Genomic DNA, 17,326 nt, shown 5'->3' on the forward strand with positions numbered 1-17,326 from the left:
GACATGAAAGTTCTTTCGGTTTCGTCCGAAGTCTTCCCGCTCATCAAGACAGGGGGCCTCGCCGACGTGGCGGGCGCCCTGCCGATCGCGCTCAAGCGTTTCGGCGTCGAGACCAAGACCCTCATGCCCGGCTATCCGGCTGTGATGAAGGCGATCCGCAATCCGGTTGTCCGGCTTCAGTTCGATGATCTGCTCGGCGAGCCCGCGACAGTCCTCGAAGTGGAGCATGAGGGGATCGATATCCTCGTGCTCAATGCGCCCGCTTATTACGACCGCACGGGAGGCCCCTATCTCGATGCGACCGGTCGGGACTATCCCGACAACTGGCGTCGTTTCGCAGCGTTGTCGCTGGCCGGTGCCGAGATTGCCGCGGGTTTGATGCCGGGCTGGCGACCCGATCTCGTGCACACGCACGATTGGCAGTCGGCGATGACCTCGGTTTACATGCGCTACAACCCGACGCCGGAGTTGCCGAGTGTTCTGACGATCCACAATATCGCGTTCCAGGGACAGTTCGGCGCGGATATCTTTCCGGGTCTACGCCTGCCGCCGCACGCCTTCGCAACCGAAAGCATCGAATATTACGGCAATCTCGGCTTCCTGAAGGGCGGCCTGCAAACCGCCCACGCCATCACGACCGTTAGTCCCTCCTACGCCGGCGAGATCCTGACCCCGGAGTTCGGCATGGGCCTCCAGGGCGTCATCGCAAGCCGAATTGATTCCTTGCATGGCATCGTCAACGGCATCGATACCGACGTCTGGAACCCGTCGACCGATCCAGTTGTCCACACCCACTACAATGGCACGACGCTGAAGAGCCGCGTCGAAAACCGTACCTCGATTGCCGAGTTCTTCGGGCTTCACAACGACAATGCACCGATTTTCTGCATCATCAGCCGCCTCACCTGGCAGAAGGGCATGGACGTCATCGCCGCTACCGCGGATGAGATTGTCGACATGGGCGGAAAGCTTGCGATACTTGGTTCCGGAGATGCAGCAATCGAAGGTTCGTTGCTTGCCGCCGCGGCCCGCCATCCGGGTCGAATCGGCGTCTCCATCGGTTACAACGAGCCGATGTCGCACCTCATGCAGGCCGGCTGCGACGCCATCATCATCCCCTCGCGTTTCGAACCCTGCGGCCTGACACAGCTTTACGGCCTGCGCTACGGCTGCGTGCCGATCGTCGCCCGGACAGGTGGGTTGAACGACACTGTCATCGACGCCAATCATGCCGCTCTTGCAGCGAAAGTGGCAACCGGGATACAATTCTCGCCTGTGACGGCATCGGGCCTGTTGCAAGCCATTCGCCGTGCGTTACATCTCTACGCCGATCAAAAAGTCTGGACCCAATTGCAAAAGCAGGGCATGAAATCGGATGTCTCGTGGGAAAAGAGCGCCGAGCGCTACGCTGCCCTCTATTCAAGCCTCGCCCCCAAAGGCAAGTGAGAGAAAATGATAAAATCCGTATCCACTACGCCCTACCAGGATCAAAAGCCGGGCACGTCCGGCCTGCGAAAGAAGGTTCCGGTATTCCAACAGCCGAACTATGCCGAGAACTTCATCCAGTCGATCTTCGATTCGCTGGAAGGGTTTCAGGGCAAGTGCCTCGTCATCGGTGGCGACGGACGCTACTACAATCGCGAAGTCATCCAGAAGGCGATCAAGATGGCCGCCGCCAATGGCTTCGGTAAGGTGATCGTCGGCAAGGGCGGTATCCTGTCCACCCCGGCAGCCTCGCACATCATCCGCAAATACAAGGCTTTTGGCGGCATCATCCTGTCGGCCAGCCATAACCCCGGCGGCCCGACCGAAGACTTTGGCATCAAATACAACATCAGCAATGGCGGCCCGGCACCGGAGAAGATCACCGACGCGATCTATGCGCGAACGAAGGTGATCGACACCTACAAGATCGCCGATTTCGCAGACGTCAATCTCGACCGCATCGGCAAGGACGAACTGCCGGGCGGCATGATTCTCTCCGTGCTCGATTCGGTGGAAGATTACACTGCACTCATGGAAGAGCTGTTTGACTTCCCCGCGATCCGCAACCTCATCAGCCTTGGTTTCCGCATCGCCTTCGACGCGATGAGCGCCGTCACCGGCCCCTACGCCAAGGAGATCTTCGAAAATCGCCTCGGCGCGCCGTCCGGCTCGGTCCGCAATTTCATGCCGCTGCCCGATTTCGGCGGCCACCATCCGGATCCGAATCCGGTTCATGCCAAGGAACTCTACGACGAGATGATGGGCGACGACGCGCCCGATTTCGGCGCGGCGTCCGATGGTGACGGAGACCGCAATCTGATCATCGGCCGCGGCATCTTCGTCACGCCCTCCGATAGCCTTGCGATTCTCGCCGCCAACGCCAATCTCGCGCCCGGTTATTCTGGCGGCCTCGCCGGCATCGCCCGCTCCATGCCGACATCAGGCGCTGCCGACCGCGTGGCCGAGCGCCGCGGCATCGGCATGTACGAGACCCCGACCGGCTGGAAGTTCTTCGGCAACCTGCTCGACGCCGGCATGGCGACGATCTGCGGCGAGGAAAGCGCCGGCACCGGCTCCAACCACGTGCGCGAGAAGGATGGCCTTTGGGCGGTTCTGCTGTGGCTGAATATTCTCGCGGTGCGTGGTGAAAGCGTGCAAGAGATCGTCATGCAGCACTGGCAGACCTACGGCCGAAACTACTATTCGCGTCACGATTACGAGGGCGTGGACACCGAGGCAGCAAATGGCCTGGTGGCAAATCTGCGCAGCCAGCTCGCTTCGCTGCCAGGCCAGAGCTTCGGTCCGCTGAAGGTCGAGAAGGCCGACGATTTTGCCTATCACGACCCGGTCGACAAGTCGGTCAGCGAGCATCAGGGCATTCGCATCCTGTTCGAGGGCGGCTCGCGTGTCGTATTCCGCCTTTCCGGAACCGGAACATCTGGCGCCACTCTGCGCGTTTATCTCGAGCGATACGAGGCGGATTCCACCCGTCACAACATCGAGACGCAGCATGCGCTAGCCGACATTATCGCTGCCGCCGAGACCATCGCGGATATCCGCAGCCGCACGGGCCGCGACGCTCCCTCCGTGATTACCTGACCGGAACATGGCGGCGAACAAGACCCGGCAAGGCGGAGCAACCCTCTTTGAGACCGGCGTCGATTTCGCCGTGTGGTCGCATAATTCAGGACAGATCGAACTGTGCCTGTTCGGCGACGACGACAAGGAACTGGCCCGCTTGCCGATGGAGCGAGGCGATGACCACGTGCATCGCCTCTTCGTCGACGGATTGAAGGAAGGCGCGCGCTACGGCTATCGTGCCGACGGTGTCTACGCCCCCGATAGCGGCCTCTGGTTCGATCCGTCGAAGCTTCTCGTCGATCCCTATGCCAAGGAACTCGATCGCCCGTTTAGCCACGATCCGCTGCTCGGTAGCTTCGGCGCCGACACGCAGCATCTCGTGCCGAAGGCTATTGTCACCCGCGATGTGCCGGTGAAGCAAACAAAGCCGCTCTTCGAGCCGGGTGGCTTCGTCTACGAGGTCGCTGTTCGCTCCTTTACCAAGCTGCATCCGGATGTACCCGAAGCCCAGCGCGGCACGGTCGCCGCCTTGGCGCATCCCTCGGTGATCGCGCATCTGAAGCGGATCGGCGTCGATGCCGTCGAGCTCATGCCGATCACCGCCTGGATCGATGAGCGCCATTTACCGCCGCTCGGCCTGAGAAACAGCTGGGGCTACAACCCCGTCGCCTTCATGGCGCTCGATCCGCGGCTCGTGCCGGGCGGCATGGCGGAACTTCGCGACACCGTTGCGAAACTCCACGGAGAAGGCATTGCCGTCATTCTCGACCTCGTCTTCAATCATACCGGCGAGAGCGATCGCTTTGGCACGACGCTGTCGCTGCGTGGCCTCGACAATCTCTCCTTCTATCGCCATTTGCCACAGCGCCCCGGCGATCTGGTCAACGATACCGGCACCGGCAACACCGTCGCCTGCGATCACCCCTATGTCAGGCAGTTGATCATCGACAGCCTGCGGAATTTCGTGCTCGGCGCCGGGATAGACGGCTTCCGCTTCGACCTTGCCCCCGTCCTAGGCCGCACCGCAAGCGGCTTTGAGGGCAATGGGGAAACGCTGACGGCGATGCTCGCCGACGAGGTCCTAAAAGATCGCGTGATGATCGCCGAGCCTTGGGACATCGGCCCCGGTGGCTATCAGCTCGGCAATTTCCCGGTGCCATTCCTCGAGTGGAACGACCGTGTTCGCGACGATATCAGGTGTTACTGGCGCGGCGACGACTGGAAGACCGGCCCATTGGCGACTGCGCTTGCAGGATCCTCTGACATCTTCGGCCGCAACGGCGGACAGGCGACGCGCAGTGTCAATTTCCTCGCGGCGCATGACGGCTTCACGCTCAACGATCTCGTCTCCTACAGCGGCAAGCACAACGAGGCGAACGGCGAGGAAAACCGCGACGGCCATAATGAAAACCACTCCTGGAATAACGGCATCGAGGGCGAAACTCGCTATCCCGATATCATCCGCCGGCGACGCGACGACCTGAAGGCGCTGCTGTCGACACTCTTTGCTAGCCGCGGCAGCATCATGCTGACGGCGGGCGACGAAGCCGGCCGCACTCAGCGCGGCAACAACAATGCCTACTGCCAGGACAATGAAATCACCTGGATGGATTGGGCAGCGCTCGACGACGAACTCGTTGCCCACACCGCCTTCATCTCCGGCCTGCGCAAGCGCTTCTCGGCCTTCTCTCAAGCAGCCTTCCTCAACGGCAACGGCGATGTCGAATGGATATCGCCTTCAGGCCAGCCGATGACCGTCCAAGAGTGGGAAACCCCGAATTTTTCGACGCTCGGCACGGTACTTGCAACCCGAGACCAGCAAGGCGGCAAGGCCACGCGCTTGGCAGTGCTCTTCAATCGCTCGGGCGGCGAGGAAATCTTTACGCTCCCTGGCTCCGCCTCTTGGCGGCATCTGGCCCCTGATGCCGCCAAGAAGTCTGTGGCATCGGCCATCGTGCCGCGCCGTTCGGTGGCTTTCTATCTCGAAAGTTGATCAGCCGGGTTCAACCCTGCAATTCCTTGTCGCAATCGTCACAATCCCATTGTAAGGCTTGCGCAGCCGCTTTCTCATGAGGAATCAATGGTCAAGGAAATTTCGCTCGCGGACGTCCGTGGGCTGGTGGGCACTGAAACCGGCCTCTCGGACTGGATCGTCGTCGATCAGACAATGATCGATGCGTTCGCGCATGCGACCAACGACCATCAGTATATCCACGTCGATCCGGAGCGCGCCGCCGCGAGCCCGTTTGGCGGCACAATCGCCCACGGCTTCCTCACGCTCTCCCTGCTCTCGGCCATGAACTACAACGGGTTGCCCAAGGTCCGCGAACAGACGATGGGCATCAACTACGGCTTCGAGAACGTCCGCTTCCTGTCGCCCGTGAAGTCAGGCGCGCGCATCCGCGGTCACTTCGTCCTTGCCGAAGCCCGCTTCCGCGGCGCCGGCATGTTGATGACGACCTACGAGGTCTCGATCGAGATCGAGAACGAGAAGAAGCCAGCGTTGACCGCACGCTGGATCACCATCATCCAGTTCGACCCAAAGGACCGGCCTGAGGACGCCTAGCGCCGACCTTAACGAGCGACCATGCGCGGTTCGCGGCTATAGCGCACCGTTGATCTCAACGATGTTGCAATCGGGATCGAGCAGATAGGCTTGCGGAAAACCTGCCGGCCCGTCACGTCTCAGACGCAGCCGCCAGGGATCGCCCTCGGGCGCATCCTCGCGAAAGCCCTTGGCGATCAGCCCCCGGATGCATCCGTCGAAGTCATCGGTGCGGAACGCGAAATGTCCGTCGGCTGTGTCTATCGTGGCTGCGCGCCTGAAGGTCCCGGTCGGATGGACGATGAGGTGAACCTGCAGCGCCCCGCAGGCGAACCACGCTCCAACGGTACTGAACGCTGGCCGCTCAATTTGTTCGAGATCGAAGACATCGCGATAGAAGGCGACCGAACGGTCGATGTCCGTGACGACAATGGAAACGTGATGCAGCATCATCGAAGACACCCCGCATTCGTTGCGATGGCGCTCCGACAAGGACCGCGCCCGGTGGATGATGACACGAATGTCGGCTGTCCCGCAACGTGGGCCGATCGAAGGACAGCGCAAGAGCACCGCCTCCGATCAGTCATTGCATATTTGTTGCGCTTAGTGCGCGGTGTCTTCGGCGCCTTCAGCCAGCAGACCGAATACGAATTCGGCAAACGAACGCCAGCACTCGACGCGGAACGTATCGTCCTCGGTACGGAAGAGCACGATCTCGGCCTTGCCGAAAATCGTGCGCGAGCACGCGCCAACGGGGAAAGCCTCAAGCGACAGATCCTGCGGGCAACCTGCCGAGATCGTCGCTTCCGCGCAGGGGCCGGACACGATGATCGCGACGTTGCGGTGCGAAACGTCGGTTGCCGAATGCAGAACGCCTGACTTGGCGAGCGGCGCCATCAGGTCTGCCCCGGACTCGTCGATAAGGAGCCATTCATCCGGGCCGAGCCAGAGGGCGGCACGACCTTCCTTGCGCCCTGACGTTTTCGGGGTAGCGGGAACTTTCACGCCGAGCGCGGAGGAAAGAGCCTTCAGAGACTCCGCCGGCGCGCGAAGCGCCACGCGGGTTGCCGCTGGCGCTGCCGTCAACCGTACCGTGGCCGAACCACCGTGACGGCCGGAAAGCACCGACTTGCGAACTGCCGTATCAGCCATTGATGCGGCCTCCTTCCTTGTCAAAGAACACCATATCCGTCACCTCGACGGCAATCGTCTTGTCGGGCATCGGCACGTAGAGCGTCTCGCCCATCCGCTTGCGACCACCGGCGACCAGCGCAAACGCGATCGACTTTCCGAGGTTTTCCGACCAGTAGGACGAGGTGACGTGCCCCAGCATCGTCATCGGCTTCGGCTCGTTCGGGTTGGCAACGATCTGCGCACCCTCCTCGAGCACGATCTTCGGATCCTTGGTGACTAGGCCGACCAGCTGCTTGCGGCCTTCCTTGACCAGATCCGGGCGCTTCAGGCCACGAATGCCGACGAAGTCGGTCTTCTTCTTCGATACCGCCCAGTTGAGGCCGGCATCATCAGGCGTCACGGTACCATCCGTGTCCTGGCCGACGATGATATAGCCCTTCTCGGCGCGCAGCACGTGCATGGTCTCGGTGCCGTAGACGCAGGCGCCGAGCGGCTCGGCATTGGCCCAGACGGCTTCGAGCACCGACTGGCCGTAATCGGCCGGCACGTTGATTTCGAAGCCGGTTTCGCCGGTAAACGACACGCGGAAGAGACGTGCCGGAACGCCCATGACCGTGCACTCGGCAACGCTCATATGCGGGAAGGCCTCGTTGGAGATATCGACGCCCTCGACCAGCGGCGCGATGATCTCGCGCGCCTTCGGACCCTGCACGGCGATAACGGCCCACTGCTCGGTCACCGAGGTCAGCCACACCTTCAGATGCGGGAATTCGGTCTGCAGATAGTCTTCCATGTGATTGAGCACACGCGGCGCGCCGCCCGTCGTCGTCGTCACGTGGAAGCGATCCTCGGCCAGGCGCCCGACGACGCCGTCGTCATAAACGAAGCCGTCGTCGCGGGTCATGATGCCGTAGCGGCACTTGCCGGGCTTCAGCGTGTCCCAGGCGTTGGTATACATCAGGTTCATGAACTCGGCGGCGTCAGGCCCGACGACCTCGATCTTGCCGAGCGTCGACGCGTCGAACACGCCGGCGACATCACGCGCCGTCTTGCACTCGCGGGCTACCGCCTGGTGCATGGTTTCGCCGGCGCGTGGATAGAACCACGCACGCTTCCAGTTGCCGACATCCTCGAACACGGCACCCTGGGCTTCTTCCCACTGGTGCAGCGGCGTCTTGCGCGTCGGGTCGAACAAATCGCCGCGCGAGTGCGCGATCAGCGTGCCGTAGGTGACCGGCGTATAGGGTGCGCGGAAGGTGGTGAGGCCGACCTGCGGGATCTCCTTGCCCAGCATCTCGGCGGCGATCGCCAGGCCGTGCATGTTGGAGAGCTTGCCCTGGTCGGAGGCCATGCCGTTCGTCGTGAAGCGCTTGATGTGCTCGATCGAGTGCATCCCCTCGCGCACGGCAAGGCGGATATCCTTGGCGCAGACGTCGTGCTGGAAATCGATGAACGCCTTGGCGCTGGTCTCGGGACCTGCCCCTTCCGCTGCACCGATCATGCCACCCGTCCACTGATGCGCCTGCTCGGACGAGATGCTGATCTTGCCGCCCGCCTTCTTGCCCGCCGCCTGTGCCATCAGTTCGCCCGCGGCAAGCGATTCCGCGATCGTCTGCTGCAGGTCGTCGGTGCCGTTGCAAGCGCCGACGGAGAGGCAATCCTGCGCATAGGTGCCGGGCAGGAAGCGCTGCGTTTCCGGCTCGAAAGCGACCTTGCCGCGCGATTGCGAGAACAGGTGTACCGAAGGCGTCCAGCCGGCCGAAACCAGCAAGGCATCGACCGCGATCTTGCGTGGCGAGCCACCGCCGTTGCGGGCAACCGTCATGGACGAAATGCGCAGCTTGCCCGAGGTGTTGATGACAGACTGGCCGGCGAGAACATCGATGCCGAGCGAACGGGCTTCCGCGAGCACGGCCGCGCCCGGCGTCTGCCTGCAATCGACGATCGCGGCGATCTCGACACCTGATCGCTTCAGGTCGAAGGCCGCCTCATAGGCCGAGTCATGGGCCGTATAGACGCCAACCTTCTGGCCGACGGCGACGCCGTACTGGTTGAGATACATGCGTGCGGCCGATGCCAGCATGATGCCCGGACGGTCATTGTTCGGGAACACCATGTGGCGCTCGATGGCGCCATTGGCGAGGATGACGCGCTTGGCGCGCAGCTGCCACAGGCGCTCGCGCGGCAGATGGCGGCTCGGGTTTGCGACATGGTCGGTCACGCGCTCGGCGAGACCGATGAAGTTATGATTGTAATAGCCGAAAGCGGTGGTGCGGGTCAAAACCTGCACGTTGCTCATCGCCTTCAGGCTGGCAACCGTCTTCTGTGCCCATTCATAACCATCGAGGCCGTCGATCTTGACGCCGCTGTCAAAACGCAGCGCGCCGCCGACATCGGCCTGCTCGTCGCAGAGGATGACCCTGGCCCCCGATTGCGCTGCTGCGAGCGCTGCCGAAAGACCAGCAACGCCGGCACCGACGACAAGCACGTCGCAATGCGCATAGCGGCTGGCATAGTGGTCCGGATCGGCTTCCTTGGGCGCGACGCCGAGACCAGCCGCACGGCGGATCATCGGCTCGTAGACATGCTTCCATGCCGCCTTCGGCCACATGAAGGTCTTGTAGTAGAAGCCGGCCGCGAAGAAGGGGGACATCAGGTTGTTGATGCCGCCGATATCGAAGGAAAGCGACGGGAAACGGTTCTGCGATTCGACGATCATGCCGTCGAACACTTCCTGCACCGTGGCGCGCACGTTCGGCTGCTTGCGGGCGCTGTCGCGCGCCACGTCGATCAGCGCGTTCGGCTCTTCCGCACCGGCCGAGAGAATGCCGCGCGGGCGGTGATACTTGAACGAGCGGCCAACCAGATGGATGTTGTTGGCAATCAGCGCCGAGGCGACGGTGTCACCCTCGAGCGCGGTGTAGCTCTTGCCGTCGAAGGTAAAGCGCGCGGTTCTGGCCGGCGTCAGGCGGCCCTTGCCAGCGATACGGTTCGTGCCGCTCATTGTGCCTCTCCTTCGAGTTGTTCGTAGGTCTCGACAGGAGCATGCGGAACGGCGGTCTCGCCGATCGTGGGCTTCGGCTCGCCGGCCTTGTAGGTCATAATGAACTTGTCGCTGATCGTGTCGCGCGCCGCGTTGAAGAAGCGGCCGCAACCGTTGAGGTGACGCCAGCGTTCGAAGATCAGCCCCTTCGGGTTGTCGCGCAGGAAGAAATATTCCTCGAACGCCTCGTCGGAGATGTCCGCGATATTGGTGGGGCGGGCGATATGCGCATCGCCGGCGCCGCGGAATTCGAGCTCGGAGCGCTCTTCCTGACAGTATGGGCAATAGATAAGAAGCATGGGTGTCCTCGTGTCAGTGCGCGACGGCGGCGGCGGCGGCTTCGTCGATCAGACGGCCGGTGCGGAAGCGGTCCAGCGTCAGGCCGGCATTGAACTTGTGCGCCTCGTCGCGGGCAATGAGGTGCGCGAAGAGATTGGCCGAGCCCGGCGTCGCCTTGAAGCCGCCGGTGCCCCAGCCGCAGTTGACGTAGAGCCCCGGAACCGGTGTCTTCGACTGGATGGCCGAACGATCCGGCGTGTTGTCGACGATACCGCCCCACTGGCGCATCATCTTGACGCGGCGGAACATCGGGAAAAGCTCGCAGATGGCATCGAGCGTATGCGTGATGATCTGCAGGCCGCCGGTCTGGCTGTAGGAATTGTACTGGTCGGTGCCGGCGCCGATGACGAGCTCACCCTTGTCGGACTGCGAGATATAGGCATGCACCGTGTTGGACATGACCACGCAGGGGAAGATCGGCTTCAGCGGTTCGGAGACCAGCGCCTGCAGCGGGCTCGATTGCAGCGGCACGCGCACATCGGCCATCTTCATGACCGTGGTCGTGTGGCCGGCAGCGGAAACGCCGACCTTCTTGGCGCCGATGAAGCCGCGCGATGTCTCGACACCGGTGACGCGCCCATCGGGGCCGCGGCGGATGCCGGTCACTTCGCAGTTCTGGATGATGTGGACGCCGCGATCGGACGCAGCACGCGCATAGCCCCAGGCCACCGCGTCGTGACGCGCCGTGCCGCCGCGACGCTGGAGAGCCGCACCGTTGATCGGATAGCGGGCGCTGGCGGAAATATCGAGCGGCGGACAATAAGCCTTGGCCTGCTCCGGCGTCAGCCATTCATTGTCGATGCCGTAGAGGCGGTTGGCATGGATATGGCGTTTGAAGGACTGCTGATCGTGCACATTGTGCGACAGCATCATCACGCCGCGCGGCGAGTACATGACATTGTAGTTGAGATCCTGTGACAGGTTCTCCCAGAGCTTCATCGAATGCTCGTAGATGTGCATGCTCTCTTCATAGAGATAGTTCGAGCGGATGATGGTCGTGTTGCGGCCGGTATTGCCGCCGCCGAGCCAGCCCTTTTCGAGCACCGCGACATTGGTGATGCCGTGCTCCTTGGCGAGATAGTAGGCCGCACCCAGACCATGTCCGCCGCCACCGATGATGATGACGTCGTATTCAGCGCGCGGCTCCGGCGAGGTCCACTGCTTCTCCCAGCCCTTGTGGCCTCTGAGGGCCTCCCTTGCCACGGCAAAAACCGAGTATCTGCGCATCCGCCTTCATCTCCTTCGGGAAAATGGTCCCTTCTCGTCGGCATACAAATCGCAAATCCAAAAGCGGCACAACGTTTCTTTTGCGACGCGGACCGGCTTTTGTTTTGACACGACGGGAAGAATGAATGAGGTCGCGCGATCTCACCGCGTCGAAGCAAGCCGAACAGGAATGCTGCAAGTGCCGGCAGTTGCCTCTCTCGCCCGCCACTTCTGTTATTTTAGACTGTTTGCACTTACAATTTTTGGGCGCATAGTTCACTTGCTGCCAAGCGCTCCTTTTGCGCGTTGAGGGTTTCGAGTCGGCAGCAATGACAACATTCATAGGCCAGACGCCGGCGTCGTATGGGTTGGTGTCCGATCTGGCATAAATGAACCGGCCGACACGGCACGATGCCCGCTGTCTGGTCTCAGGGAGGATTAGCCATGCAATCGCATTTCATCACCCTTACCGTTAGTCTGCTTTTATCAGGGGCTTGCCTGAGCGGCCCTGTCGTCGCCGCCGAGGACGCCCTGACGAAGGAGGAAGCGGCGTCGATCGGCGTCGACGCCTATCTCTACCTCTACCCGCTGGTCACCATGGATATCACCCGCGCGCAGGCAACCAACGTCGAGGCCGGCAAGACAATGGGCCGAGGCCCGACCAACATGTTCGTCAACGTCCCCGAATTCCCGACTGCGGACTTCAGGGACGTCGTTCGGCCCAACTTCGATACTCTCTACTCGGTTGCCTGGCTCGATATGACAAAGGAGCCGATGATCGTCTCGGCTCCTGATACGAACGGCCGCTTCTATCTGCTGCCCATGCTGGATATGTGGAGCGACGTCTTCGCCTCGCCGGGTTGGCGCACAACAGGAACGGCGAAGGCCGATTTCGCCGTTGTCCCGCCTGGCTGGACAGGCGAAGAGCTTCCCGCCGGAACACAACGCATCGATGCGCCGACGCCGTATGTCTGGGTCATCGGACGCACGAAAACGGATGGGCCACCCGATTACGACGCCGTTCACAAGATCCAGGCTGGCTACACAGTGACGCCGCTGTCGCAGTGGGGCAAGACGGTTGAGCCGGTGAAGGTCACGATCAATCCTGACATCGACATGAAAACCCCGCCAAAGAAGACAGTGGACGGGATGACGGCAGTGGATTTCTTCGCCTATGCAGCGGAGGTGCTGAAGGTCAATCCGCCGCACATCACCGATCAGCCGATCATCAGCCAGATGAAGCGAATCGGGATCGAACCGGGAAAGAGCTTCGATAAAACCAAGATCGCACCCGACATCGCCGCCGCTTTGAAGGATGTACCGGCCGCAGCACAAAAGCTGATGGAATGGAAAGTCCCGTCGCTTGCGCGCGTGGCCAACAACTGGTCGATGAACACCGACACGATGGGCGTCTACGGCAATTATTATCTGAAGCGGGCGATTGTCGCGCAACTCGGCCTCGGGGCCAACCTGCCGGAGGACGCGATCTATCCCCTCAACCTCGGCGACGAGAAGGGAAACCCGCTGAACGGAACGAACAGCTACAAGCTTCACTTCGACAAGTCGAACCTGCCGCCGGTGAAGGCGTTCTGGTCCGTCACACTTTATGATCCGGAGGGTTTTCAGGTCGCCAACGATCTGAACCGGTTTGCCGTCAGCAGCTGGATGCCGTTCGTCTACAACGCCGACGGGTCGCTTGATCTCTATTTCCAGAACAAGAGCCCAGGCAAGGACAAGGAAGCGAACTGGCTACCGGCACCCGCCGGGTCATTCAACCTGACCATGCGCCTTTACGGACCGGCAAGCGAAGCGCTCACGGGGAAATGGAATCCGCCGCCGATAGAAATGGTGCCTGCGCTCCAACAGGTTACCGCACAGTAGTGCATCCGCACCTACTACGGCATCTAGCGCTCCGAGCCTAGCTCGGCTCGACCAATGAGAGCCCTCGCGCCAAAAGGCGCGAGGCTGTCTGGGGATTAAGCCGACTTTGACGCAGTTCGACGCTTCCTGGCCGGGGCGGCGGCCGGCGGCGCTTCGGCCTCCTGCTGCAGGCGCAAGGCCTTCAGTCGCTCCGTTTTCTTTTCGCGCGCCGCAGCTTCGGCCGTGATGATCGCTTTCGCGGTCGTATCGGTGGCAGCTGCCTTATCGCGCGGAGAGAGCTTGGCCGGATTGAAGAGTTCGTCTTTTGAAGTCATCTGCTTCCTCTGTCTAGACCTGCCAGACGGCAGGTCAGCGGGCCGGGCGCACTGCCTTCTTCGGAGCCGGAAGAAGACCTTCACGCTGAAGCTTCTTGCGCGCCAGCTTGCGCTGACGGCGAACGGCTTCGGCCTTCTCACGAACACGCTTCTCGGAGGGCTTTTCGTAAGCGCTGCGTGCCTTGAACTCGCGGAAGAGACCTTCACGCTGCATCTTCTTCTTCAGGACGCGGAGCGCCTGGTCGACATTGTTGTCTCGAACGAGAACCTGCAAATTCTTTCCTTTCGTGCGGCACTTTGCCGATTGGTCAGAGTGGAGACTACTTCCTCACCCTGAGGCTTGACGTTTTCAGCCAGGATCCGCCCTGGATATCCGCAATGGCGTCGTCTCTCGGCGTAGGGGATGCCGACTGACTCATGTCGATATCGCTCTCAATGATCCGCCGATCAAAGTTTTCGCCTTCAAAGCGAACACGATATTGTGCGCGACTGCCGTCAGACGGAAGAATCGCCGCGATCCTGCAGGTCCTGCTCGCCTGTTCGGTACGGACGAAACCGCCCTTTAGAACGATGCTGTCGCCGATAGCATATCTTGGCATGGGTGCCATTTGGTTTCACCGAACTGTCTTGATCATCAAAAGCATAAAAGGCCGGGTTTGATCCCGACCTTCGCCATCAGGCTCTCGGCTGCCAGTACATCCGTGGTCAGCCAGGCCGAATGAGAATTAAGCTGAGCGCAGGTTGTCGGCAGAATTCTTGCCGGACTTCTTGTCGCGAACGAGATCATAGGTGATCTTTTGGCCGTCGGACAGATTTCCTAGACCAGCACGTTCAACCGCGGAGATATGAACGAAAACGTCCGTGCTCCCATCGTCCGGCTGAATGAAGCCGAAACCCTTGGTGCTGTTGAACCACTTAACGGTACCTGAATTCATAACGATCTCCTTTCAATAGTCGTTACTGCCCATGCGTTTATTCACAAGGCTAAGATCGATTTTGAGAGGAAATCTGACGGAGCTTCGCGCTCTTTGACAAAGGTCACAACCAACAGTCGATGGGTTACATATAAGGCAAACTGCGGAATAAACAAGGCAAGGAACCGGGCTTTTGATCCCGCCCCGTGCACAAGGCCGCGGTGCAACCCCCATTGGCGACGCTCCAGCTATGCTGATGTCGCCGTCTTCCACGCTCAAAAAAAGTGGTTTTGCGGCGCCGCGGGCGGTTTTTTGCGGCAAGGCTGTGAGACCATATGGACTTCCCCCCGCCATTCTGCTATCCGCATCCTCAATCGCAAGGCTCCGGCTGCGCGAACCGTATATTTTTTTGCCTCTGGCGTCTTGCCGTCGCCGGCATCAACCAAACCAAAGGAACGTGATTCTCGTGCAGGTACTTGTCCGCGATAACAATGTCGATCAGGCTCTCCGCGCTCTCAAGAAAAAGATGCAGCGCGAAGGTATTTTCCGCGAAATGAAGATGCGCGACTACTACGAAAAGCCGTCGCAGAAGCGCGCTCGCGAAAAGGCCGAAGCCGTTCGTCGTGTTCGCAAGCTGGCTCGCAAGCGGGCACAGCGCGAAGGTCTCGTCGCACGCTAAGCGTAGCTGTCGTTATTTCGACGTTTTCAGATGCATGTTGGCGGGGGCGATCTGTTCGCCACCGCTTTTTTATTTGCTGCTGAAGCTTGCCCGTCCTTGAAACGGACCGGCTGCACTGGGGGAAAACGAGCCCGCATGGCTGACATCACCAAGACCCGCTCTCTGCGTTCGCCGAAAATCGCCGTTCTGCCGGTTTTCGCAATCGTCACCGCGCTAGGCCTTGCTGGCTGCACGACAAGCAACACCACCGATGCCGTGATCCGCATCGACAAGGCACAGGGTTCGCAGGAAAACATCGCCTCGCTGACCTCTGTCATCAACGCCAATCCGAAAGATCCGGAAGGCTACAACGTCCGCGGTTCTGCCTACGGCCGTGGCGGCGATTTCCGCGCCGCACTGAACGACTTCAATACGGCGCTGCAGCTGAACCCGCGCTTCTACCAGGCCTACGCCAACCGCGCCTTGGTCTACCGCAACATGGGCCAGCAGCAGCAGGCGATCCAGGATTACAATTCCGCGCTGCAGATCAACCCGAACTACGACGTGGCCCTGATCGGCCGCGGCAATGTCTACCGCTCCGCCGGTCAGGACGATGCCGCCTTCAACGATTTCAACAAGGCGATTCAGAACGGCACGACCGACGGCCGCGCCTATCACAATCGTGGCCTGATCTATCAGAAGCGCAATCAGCAGGACAAGGCGATCGACGACTTCTCGAAGGCGATCTCGCTCTCGCCGAACGCGCCGGAGCCTTATAACGGTCGCGGCATTTCCTACATCGCCCTGAACGACGACGACAACGCGTTTGCCGACTTCAACCATGCGATCGAACTCAACGGCAACATTGCCGAATCCTGGGCCAACCAGGCGCTGGTCTACGAGCGCCGCGGCGAAAAGGACAAGGCCGCTCGCTCCTACCGCCACGCGATCGGCCTCGATCCGAAGTACCAGCCGGCCAAGGACGGTCTTGCCCGCGTGGGCGCTGCGACGACCGGTTAAGACATAAAAAGCACGGAGACGACGATGGCAGCGAAACAGCATGTGGTCGTCGTCGGATCCGGCATTGTCGGGGCCTCCATTGCCTGGCACCTGACCCGTAGCGGCGCGGCCGTTACCATGGTCGCGGAAGACATTGGCGGTGTCGCCACACCCAATTCCTTTGCCTGGATCAATGCAAGCTGGGGAAACCCGGAGTTCTATTTTCATTTTCGCCGCCGCGCGATGGCCGAGTGGAAGCGCTTGGCCCGTGACCTGCCTGGACTGCCGTTATCCTGGTGCGGCGGCATCAGCTGGGATCTGCCGGACGATCAACTCGAGGCCTTTGCCGTCGAACACTCATCGTGGGGTTACGGCATCGAGCGGTTGGACGGCGCGGCAATTGCAGCACGCGAGCCCTACCTGACACAGGTTCCCGATCTCGCGCTTTCGGTCGCGGAAGAAGGCGCGGTCGAGCCCGTTGCGGCCGCTCGGTTGCTCATCGCCGATGCGGAGGCCAGGGGCGCCAGGTTTGTCAGCGCCGCGGTCGACGGTCTTGTGCGCAGCGGTGAGCGGATTGTGGGCGTGGTCTCCTCGGCAGGCATGATCGACGCCGACCATGTCGTGCTGGCGGCGGGTGCCGGCAGCGTACCGCTTGCCGCCTCCGTCGGCGTTACACTGCCCTTGGAAGCGCCACCCGGGCTGATCGTTCACTCACGTCCATTCGAAACACGGTTGATCGGCTTGGTCATGGCACCCGACCTGCACATGCGTCAGACTGCCGACGGCCGTATCATCGCCGGCTCCGATTTTGGCGGCACCGATCCCGGCGCCGACCAGCACGCGACTGCCGCTGCGCTCTTTGCGAGGCTCAAGGAACGCCTGAAAGGGAGCGAACGGCTGAGCATGGACTTCTTCACCGTCGGCGACCGTCCAACACCCAAGGACGGCTTCCCCATTATCGGCAATTGCGGGCCGGACGGCCTCTATCTTGCCGTAATGCACTCGGGCGTGACACTGGCGCCGCTCGTCGGCGTACTCGCGTCTAACGAGATTCTTTCTGGCCAAGCGGATCCATCCCTCGGGTCGTTCCGTCTCAAAAGATTTGGCTGAGAGGCAGTCGAACAAAGATTTGCGAATTGCCGGACGACATGTTTTAGTATGTTGCAAGCAGCAGCACCTGTCCCTAACATGCAGCGACTTCGATAGCAGGCTATCAGGAAGACCCGG

At 61.2% G+C, this 17,326-nt stretch carries 16 protein-coding genes; 8 read left to right on the plus strand and 8 right to left on the minus strand.

Going from position 1 to position 17,326, the window contains the following annotated elements; all coding sequences use genetic code 11:
- The first annotated feature begins 3 nt into the window (after positions 1 to 3).
- The 4 genes from glgA (at position 4) to FHT77_RS15400 (ending at position 5,632) form a co-directional block, all read left to right on the plus strand.
- Positions 4 to 1,446, plus strand: coding sequence for a glycogen synthase GlgA (gene glgA / locus FHT77_RS15385; RefSeq protein ID WP_183755831.1), 1,443 nt, complete (start codon positions 4 to 6; stop codon positions 1,444 to 1,446).
- Positions 1,447 to 1,452: 6 nt separating this feature from the next.
- Positions 1,453 to 3,084 carry an alpha-D-glucose phosphate-specific phosphoglucomutase gene (locus FHT77_RS15390; protein ID WP_183755832.1) on the plus strand — a complete coding sequence of 544 codons (1,632 nt, stop codon included), beginning with the start codon at positions 1,453 to 1,455 and terminating at the stop codon, positions 3,082 to 3,084.
- A 7-nt stretch (positions 3,085 to 3,091) separates the two neighbouring features.
- Entirely contained in the window at positions 3,092 to 5,059 is a 1,968-nt protein-coding gene (glgX, locus tag FHT77_RS15395; protein ID WP_183755833.1) for a glycogen debranching protein GlgX, read from the plus strand.
- An 87-nt stretch (positions 5,060 to 5,146) separates the two neighbouring features.
- Positions 5,147 to 5,632 (plus strand): MaoC family dehydratase, encoded by a 486-nt coding sequence (locus FHT77_RS15400; RefSeq protein ID WP_016557057.1) that lies wholly within the window; start codon positions 5,147 to 5,149, stop codon positions 5,630 to 5,632.
- Positions 5,633 to 5,668: 36 nt separating this feature from the next.
- On the opposite strand, the gene FHT77_RS15405 is transcribed toward FHT77_RS15400, so the two are convergent.
- The 5 genes from FHT77_RS15405 to FHT77_RS15425 form a co-directional block, all read right to left on the minus strand.
- The gene (locus FHT77_RS15405) at positions 5,669 to 6,064 is read right to left on the minus strand and encodes a VOC family protein (protein ID WP_183755834.1); all 396 of its coding nucleotides are present in this window, start codon (positions 6,062 to 6,064) and stop codon (positions 5,669 to 5,671) included.
- A gap of 150 nt (positions 6,065 to 6,214) precedes the next feature.
- Positions 6,215 to 6,763: a sarcosine oxidase subunit gamma gene (locus FHT77_RS15410; protein WP_183755835.1), complete on the minus strand. Its 549-nt coding sequence runs from the start codon at positions 6,761 to 6,763 to the stop codon at positions 6,215 to 6,217.
- Positions 6,756 to 9,749 carry a sarcosine oxidase subunit alpha gene (locus FHT77_RS15415; protein WP_183755836.1) on the minus strand — a complete coding sequence of 998 codons (2,994 nt, stop codon included), beginning with the start codon at positions 9,747 to 9,749 and terminating at the stop codon, positions 6,756 to 6,758. The genes FHT77_RS15410 and FHT77_RS15415 overlap by 8 nt, the downstream gene beginning before the upstream one ends.
- Positions 9,746 to 10,087: a sarcosine oxidase subunit delta gene (locus FHT77_RS15420; RefSeq protein WP_183755837.1), complete on the minus strand. Its 342-nt coding sequence runs from the start codon at positions 10,085 to 10,087 to the stop codon at positions 9,746 to 9,748. Before FHT77_RS15420 ends, FHT77_RS15415 begins: the two co-directional genes overlap by 4 nt.
- A gap of 13 nt (positions 10,088 to 10,100) precedes the next feature.
- Entirely contained in the window at positions 10,101 to 11,354 is a 1,254-nt protein-coding gene (locus tag FHT77_RS15425) for a sarcosine oxidase subunit beta family protein (RefSeq protein ID WP_037133489.1), read from the minus strand.
- Positions 11,355 to 11,777: 423 nt separating this feature from the next.
- Here FHT77_RS15425 and FHT77_RS15430 point away from each other — a divergent pair, with 423 nt between their 5' ends.
- Complete coding sequence (locus FHT77_RS15430) at positions 11,778 to 13,214, plus strand: DUF1254 domain-containing protein (RefSeq protein ID WP_183755838.1); 1,437 nt, start codon at positions 11,778 to 11,780, stop codon at positions 13,212 to 13,214.
- A 95-nt stretch (positions 13,215 to 13,309) separates the two neighbouring features.
- Here FHT77_RS15430 and FHT77_RS15435 read toward each other — a convergent pair whose 3' ends face one another.
- From FHT77_RS15435 to FHT77_RS15445, 3 genes are all read right to left on the minus strand, one after another.
- Positions 13,310 to 13,528, minus strand: a complete 219-nt coding sequence (locus FHT77_RS15435) for a hypothetical protein (RefSeq protein WP_183755839.1) — start codon at positions 13,526 to 13,528, stop codon at positions 13,310 to 13,312.
- A gap of 34 nt (positions 13,529 to 13,562) precedes the next feature.
- Positions 13,563 to 13,802: a 30S ribosomal protein S21 gene (gene rpsU, locus FHT77_RS15440; protein WP_007527643.1), complete on the minus strand. Its 240-nt coding sequence runs from the start codon at positions 13,800 to 13,802 to the stop codon at positions 13,563 to 13,565.
- Between the two features lie 451 nt (positions 13,803 to 14,253).
- Positions 14,254 to 14,463, minus strand: coding sequence for a cold-shock protein (locus FHT77_RS15445; protein WP_016557048.1), 210 nt, complete (start codon positions 14,461 to 14,463; stop codon positions 14,254 to 14,256).
- Between the two features lie 445 nt (positions 14,464 to 14,908).
- Between FHT77_RS15445 and rpsU (FHT77_RS15450) the strand changes: the two genes are divergently transcribed.
- The 3 genes from rpsU (FHT77_RS15450) (at position 14,909) to FHT77_RS15460 (ending at position 17,209) form a co-directional block, all read left to right on the plus strand.
- A complete protein-coding gene (gene rpsU / locus FHT77_RS15450) occupies positions 14,909 to 15,121 on the plus strand; it encodes a 30S ribosomal protein S21 (protein WP_003585885.1) in 213 nt (70 codons plus the stop codon).
- A gap of 135 nt (positions 15,122 to 15,256) precedes the next feature.
- Positions 15,257 to 16,120, plus strand: a complete 864-nt coding sequence (locus tag FHT77_RS15455; protein WP_016557047.1) for a tetratricopeptide repeat protein — start codon at positions 15,257 to 15,259, stop codon at positions 16,118 to 16,120.
- Between the two features lie 24 nt (positions 16,121 to 16,144).
- Positions 16,145 to 17,209: an FAD-binding oxidoreductase gene (locus FHT77_RS15460; protein WP_183755840.1), complete on the plus strand. Its 1,065-nt coding sequence runs from the start codon at positions 16,145 to 16,147 to the stop codon at positions 17,207 to 17,209.
- Positions 17,210 to 17,326 lie beyond the last annotated feature (117 nt).

This window comes from Rhizobium sp. BK181, assembly GCF_014193305.1.
GTDB lineage: Bacteria > Pseudomonadota > Alphaproteobacteria > Rhizobiales > Rhizobiaceae > Rhizobium.

Coding starts and splice junctions, on each gene's coding strand:
- glgA (WP_183755831.1), top strand. CDS start 4: ATGAAAGTTCTTTCGGTTTCGTCCGAAGTCTTCCCGCTCATCAAGACA.
- FHT77_RS15390 (WP_183755832.1), top strand. CDS start 1,453: ATGATAAAATCCGTATCCACTACGCCCTACCAGGATCAAAAGCCGGGC.
- glgX (WP_183755833.1), top strand. CDS start 3,092: ATGGCGGCGAACAAGACCCGGCAAGGCGGAGCAACCCTCTTTGAGACC.
- FHT77_RS15400 (WP_016557057.1), top strand. CDS start 5,147: ATGGTCAAGGAAATTTCGCTCGCGGACGTCCGTGGGCTGGTGGGCACT.
- FHT77_RS15405 (WP_183755834.1), bottom strand. CDS start 6,064: ATGATGCTGCATCACGTTTCCATTGTCGTCACGGACATCGACCGTTCG.
- FHT77_RS15410 (WP_183755835.1), bottom strand. CDS start 6,763: ATGGCTGATACGGCAGTTCGCAAGTCGGTGCTTTCCGGCCGTCACGGT.
- FHT77_RS15415 (WP_183755836.1), bottom strand. CDS start 9,749: ATGAGCGGCACGAACCGTATCGCTGGCAAGGGCCGCCTGACGCCGGCC.
- FHT77_RS15420 (WP_183755837.1), bottom strand. CDS start 10,087: ATGCTTCTTATCTATTGCCCATACTGTCAGGAAGAGCGCTCCGAGCTC.
- FHT77_RS15425 (WP_037133489.1), bottom strand. CDS start 11,354: ATGCGCAGATACTCGGTTTTTGCCGTGGCAAGGGAGGCCCTCAGAGGC.
- FHT77_RS15430 (WP_183755838.1), top strand. CDS start 11,778: ATGCAATCGCATTTCATCACCCTTACCGTTAGTCTGCTTTTATCAGGG.
- FHT77_RS15435 (WP_183755839.1), bottom strand. CDS start 13,528: ATGACTTCAAAAGACGAACTCTTCAATCCGGCCAAGCTCTCTCCGCGC.
- FHT77_RS15445 (WP_016557048.1), bottom strand. CDS start 14,463: ATGAATTCAGGTACCGTTAAGTGGTTCAACAGCACCAAGGGTTTCGGC.
- FHT77_RS15455 (WP_016557047.1), top strand. CDS start 15,257: ATGGCTGACATCACCAAGACCCGCTCTCTGCGTTCGCCGAAAATCGCC.
- FHT77_RS15460 (WP_183755840.1), top strand. CDS start 16,145: ATGGCAGCGAAACAGCATGTGGTCGTCGTCGGATCCGGCATTGTCGGG.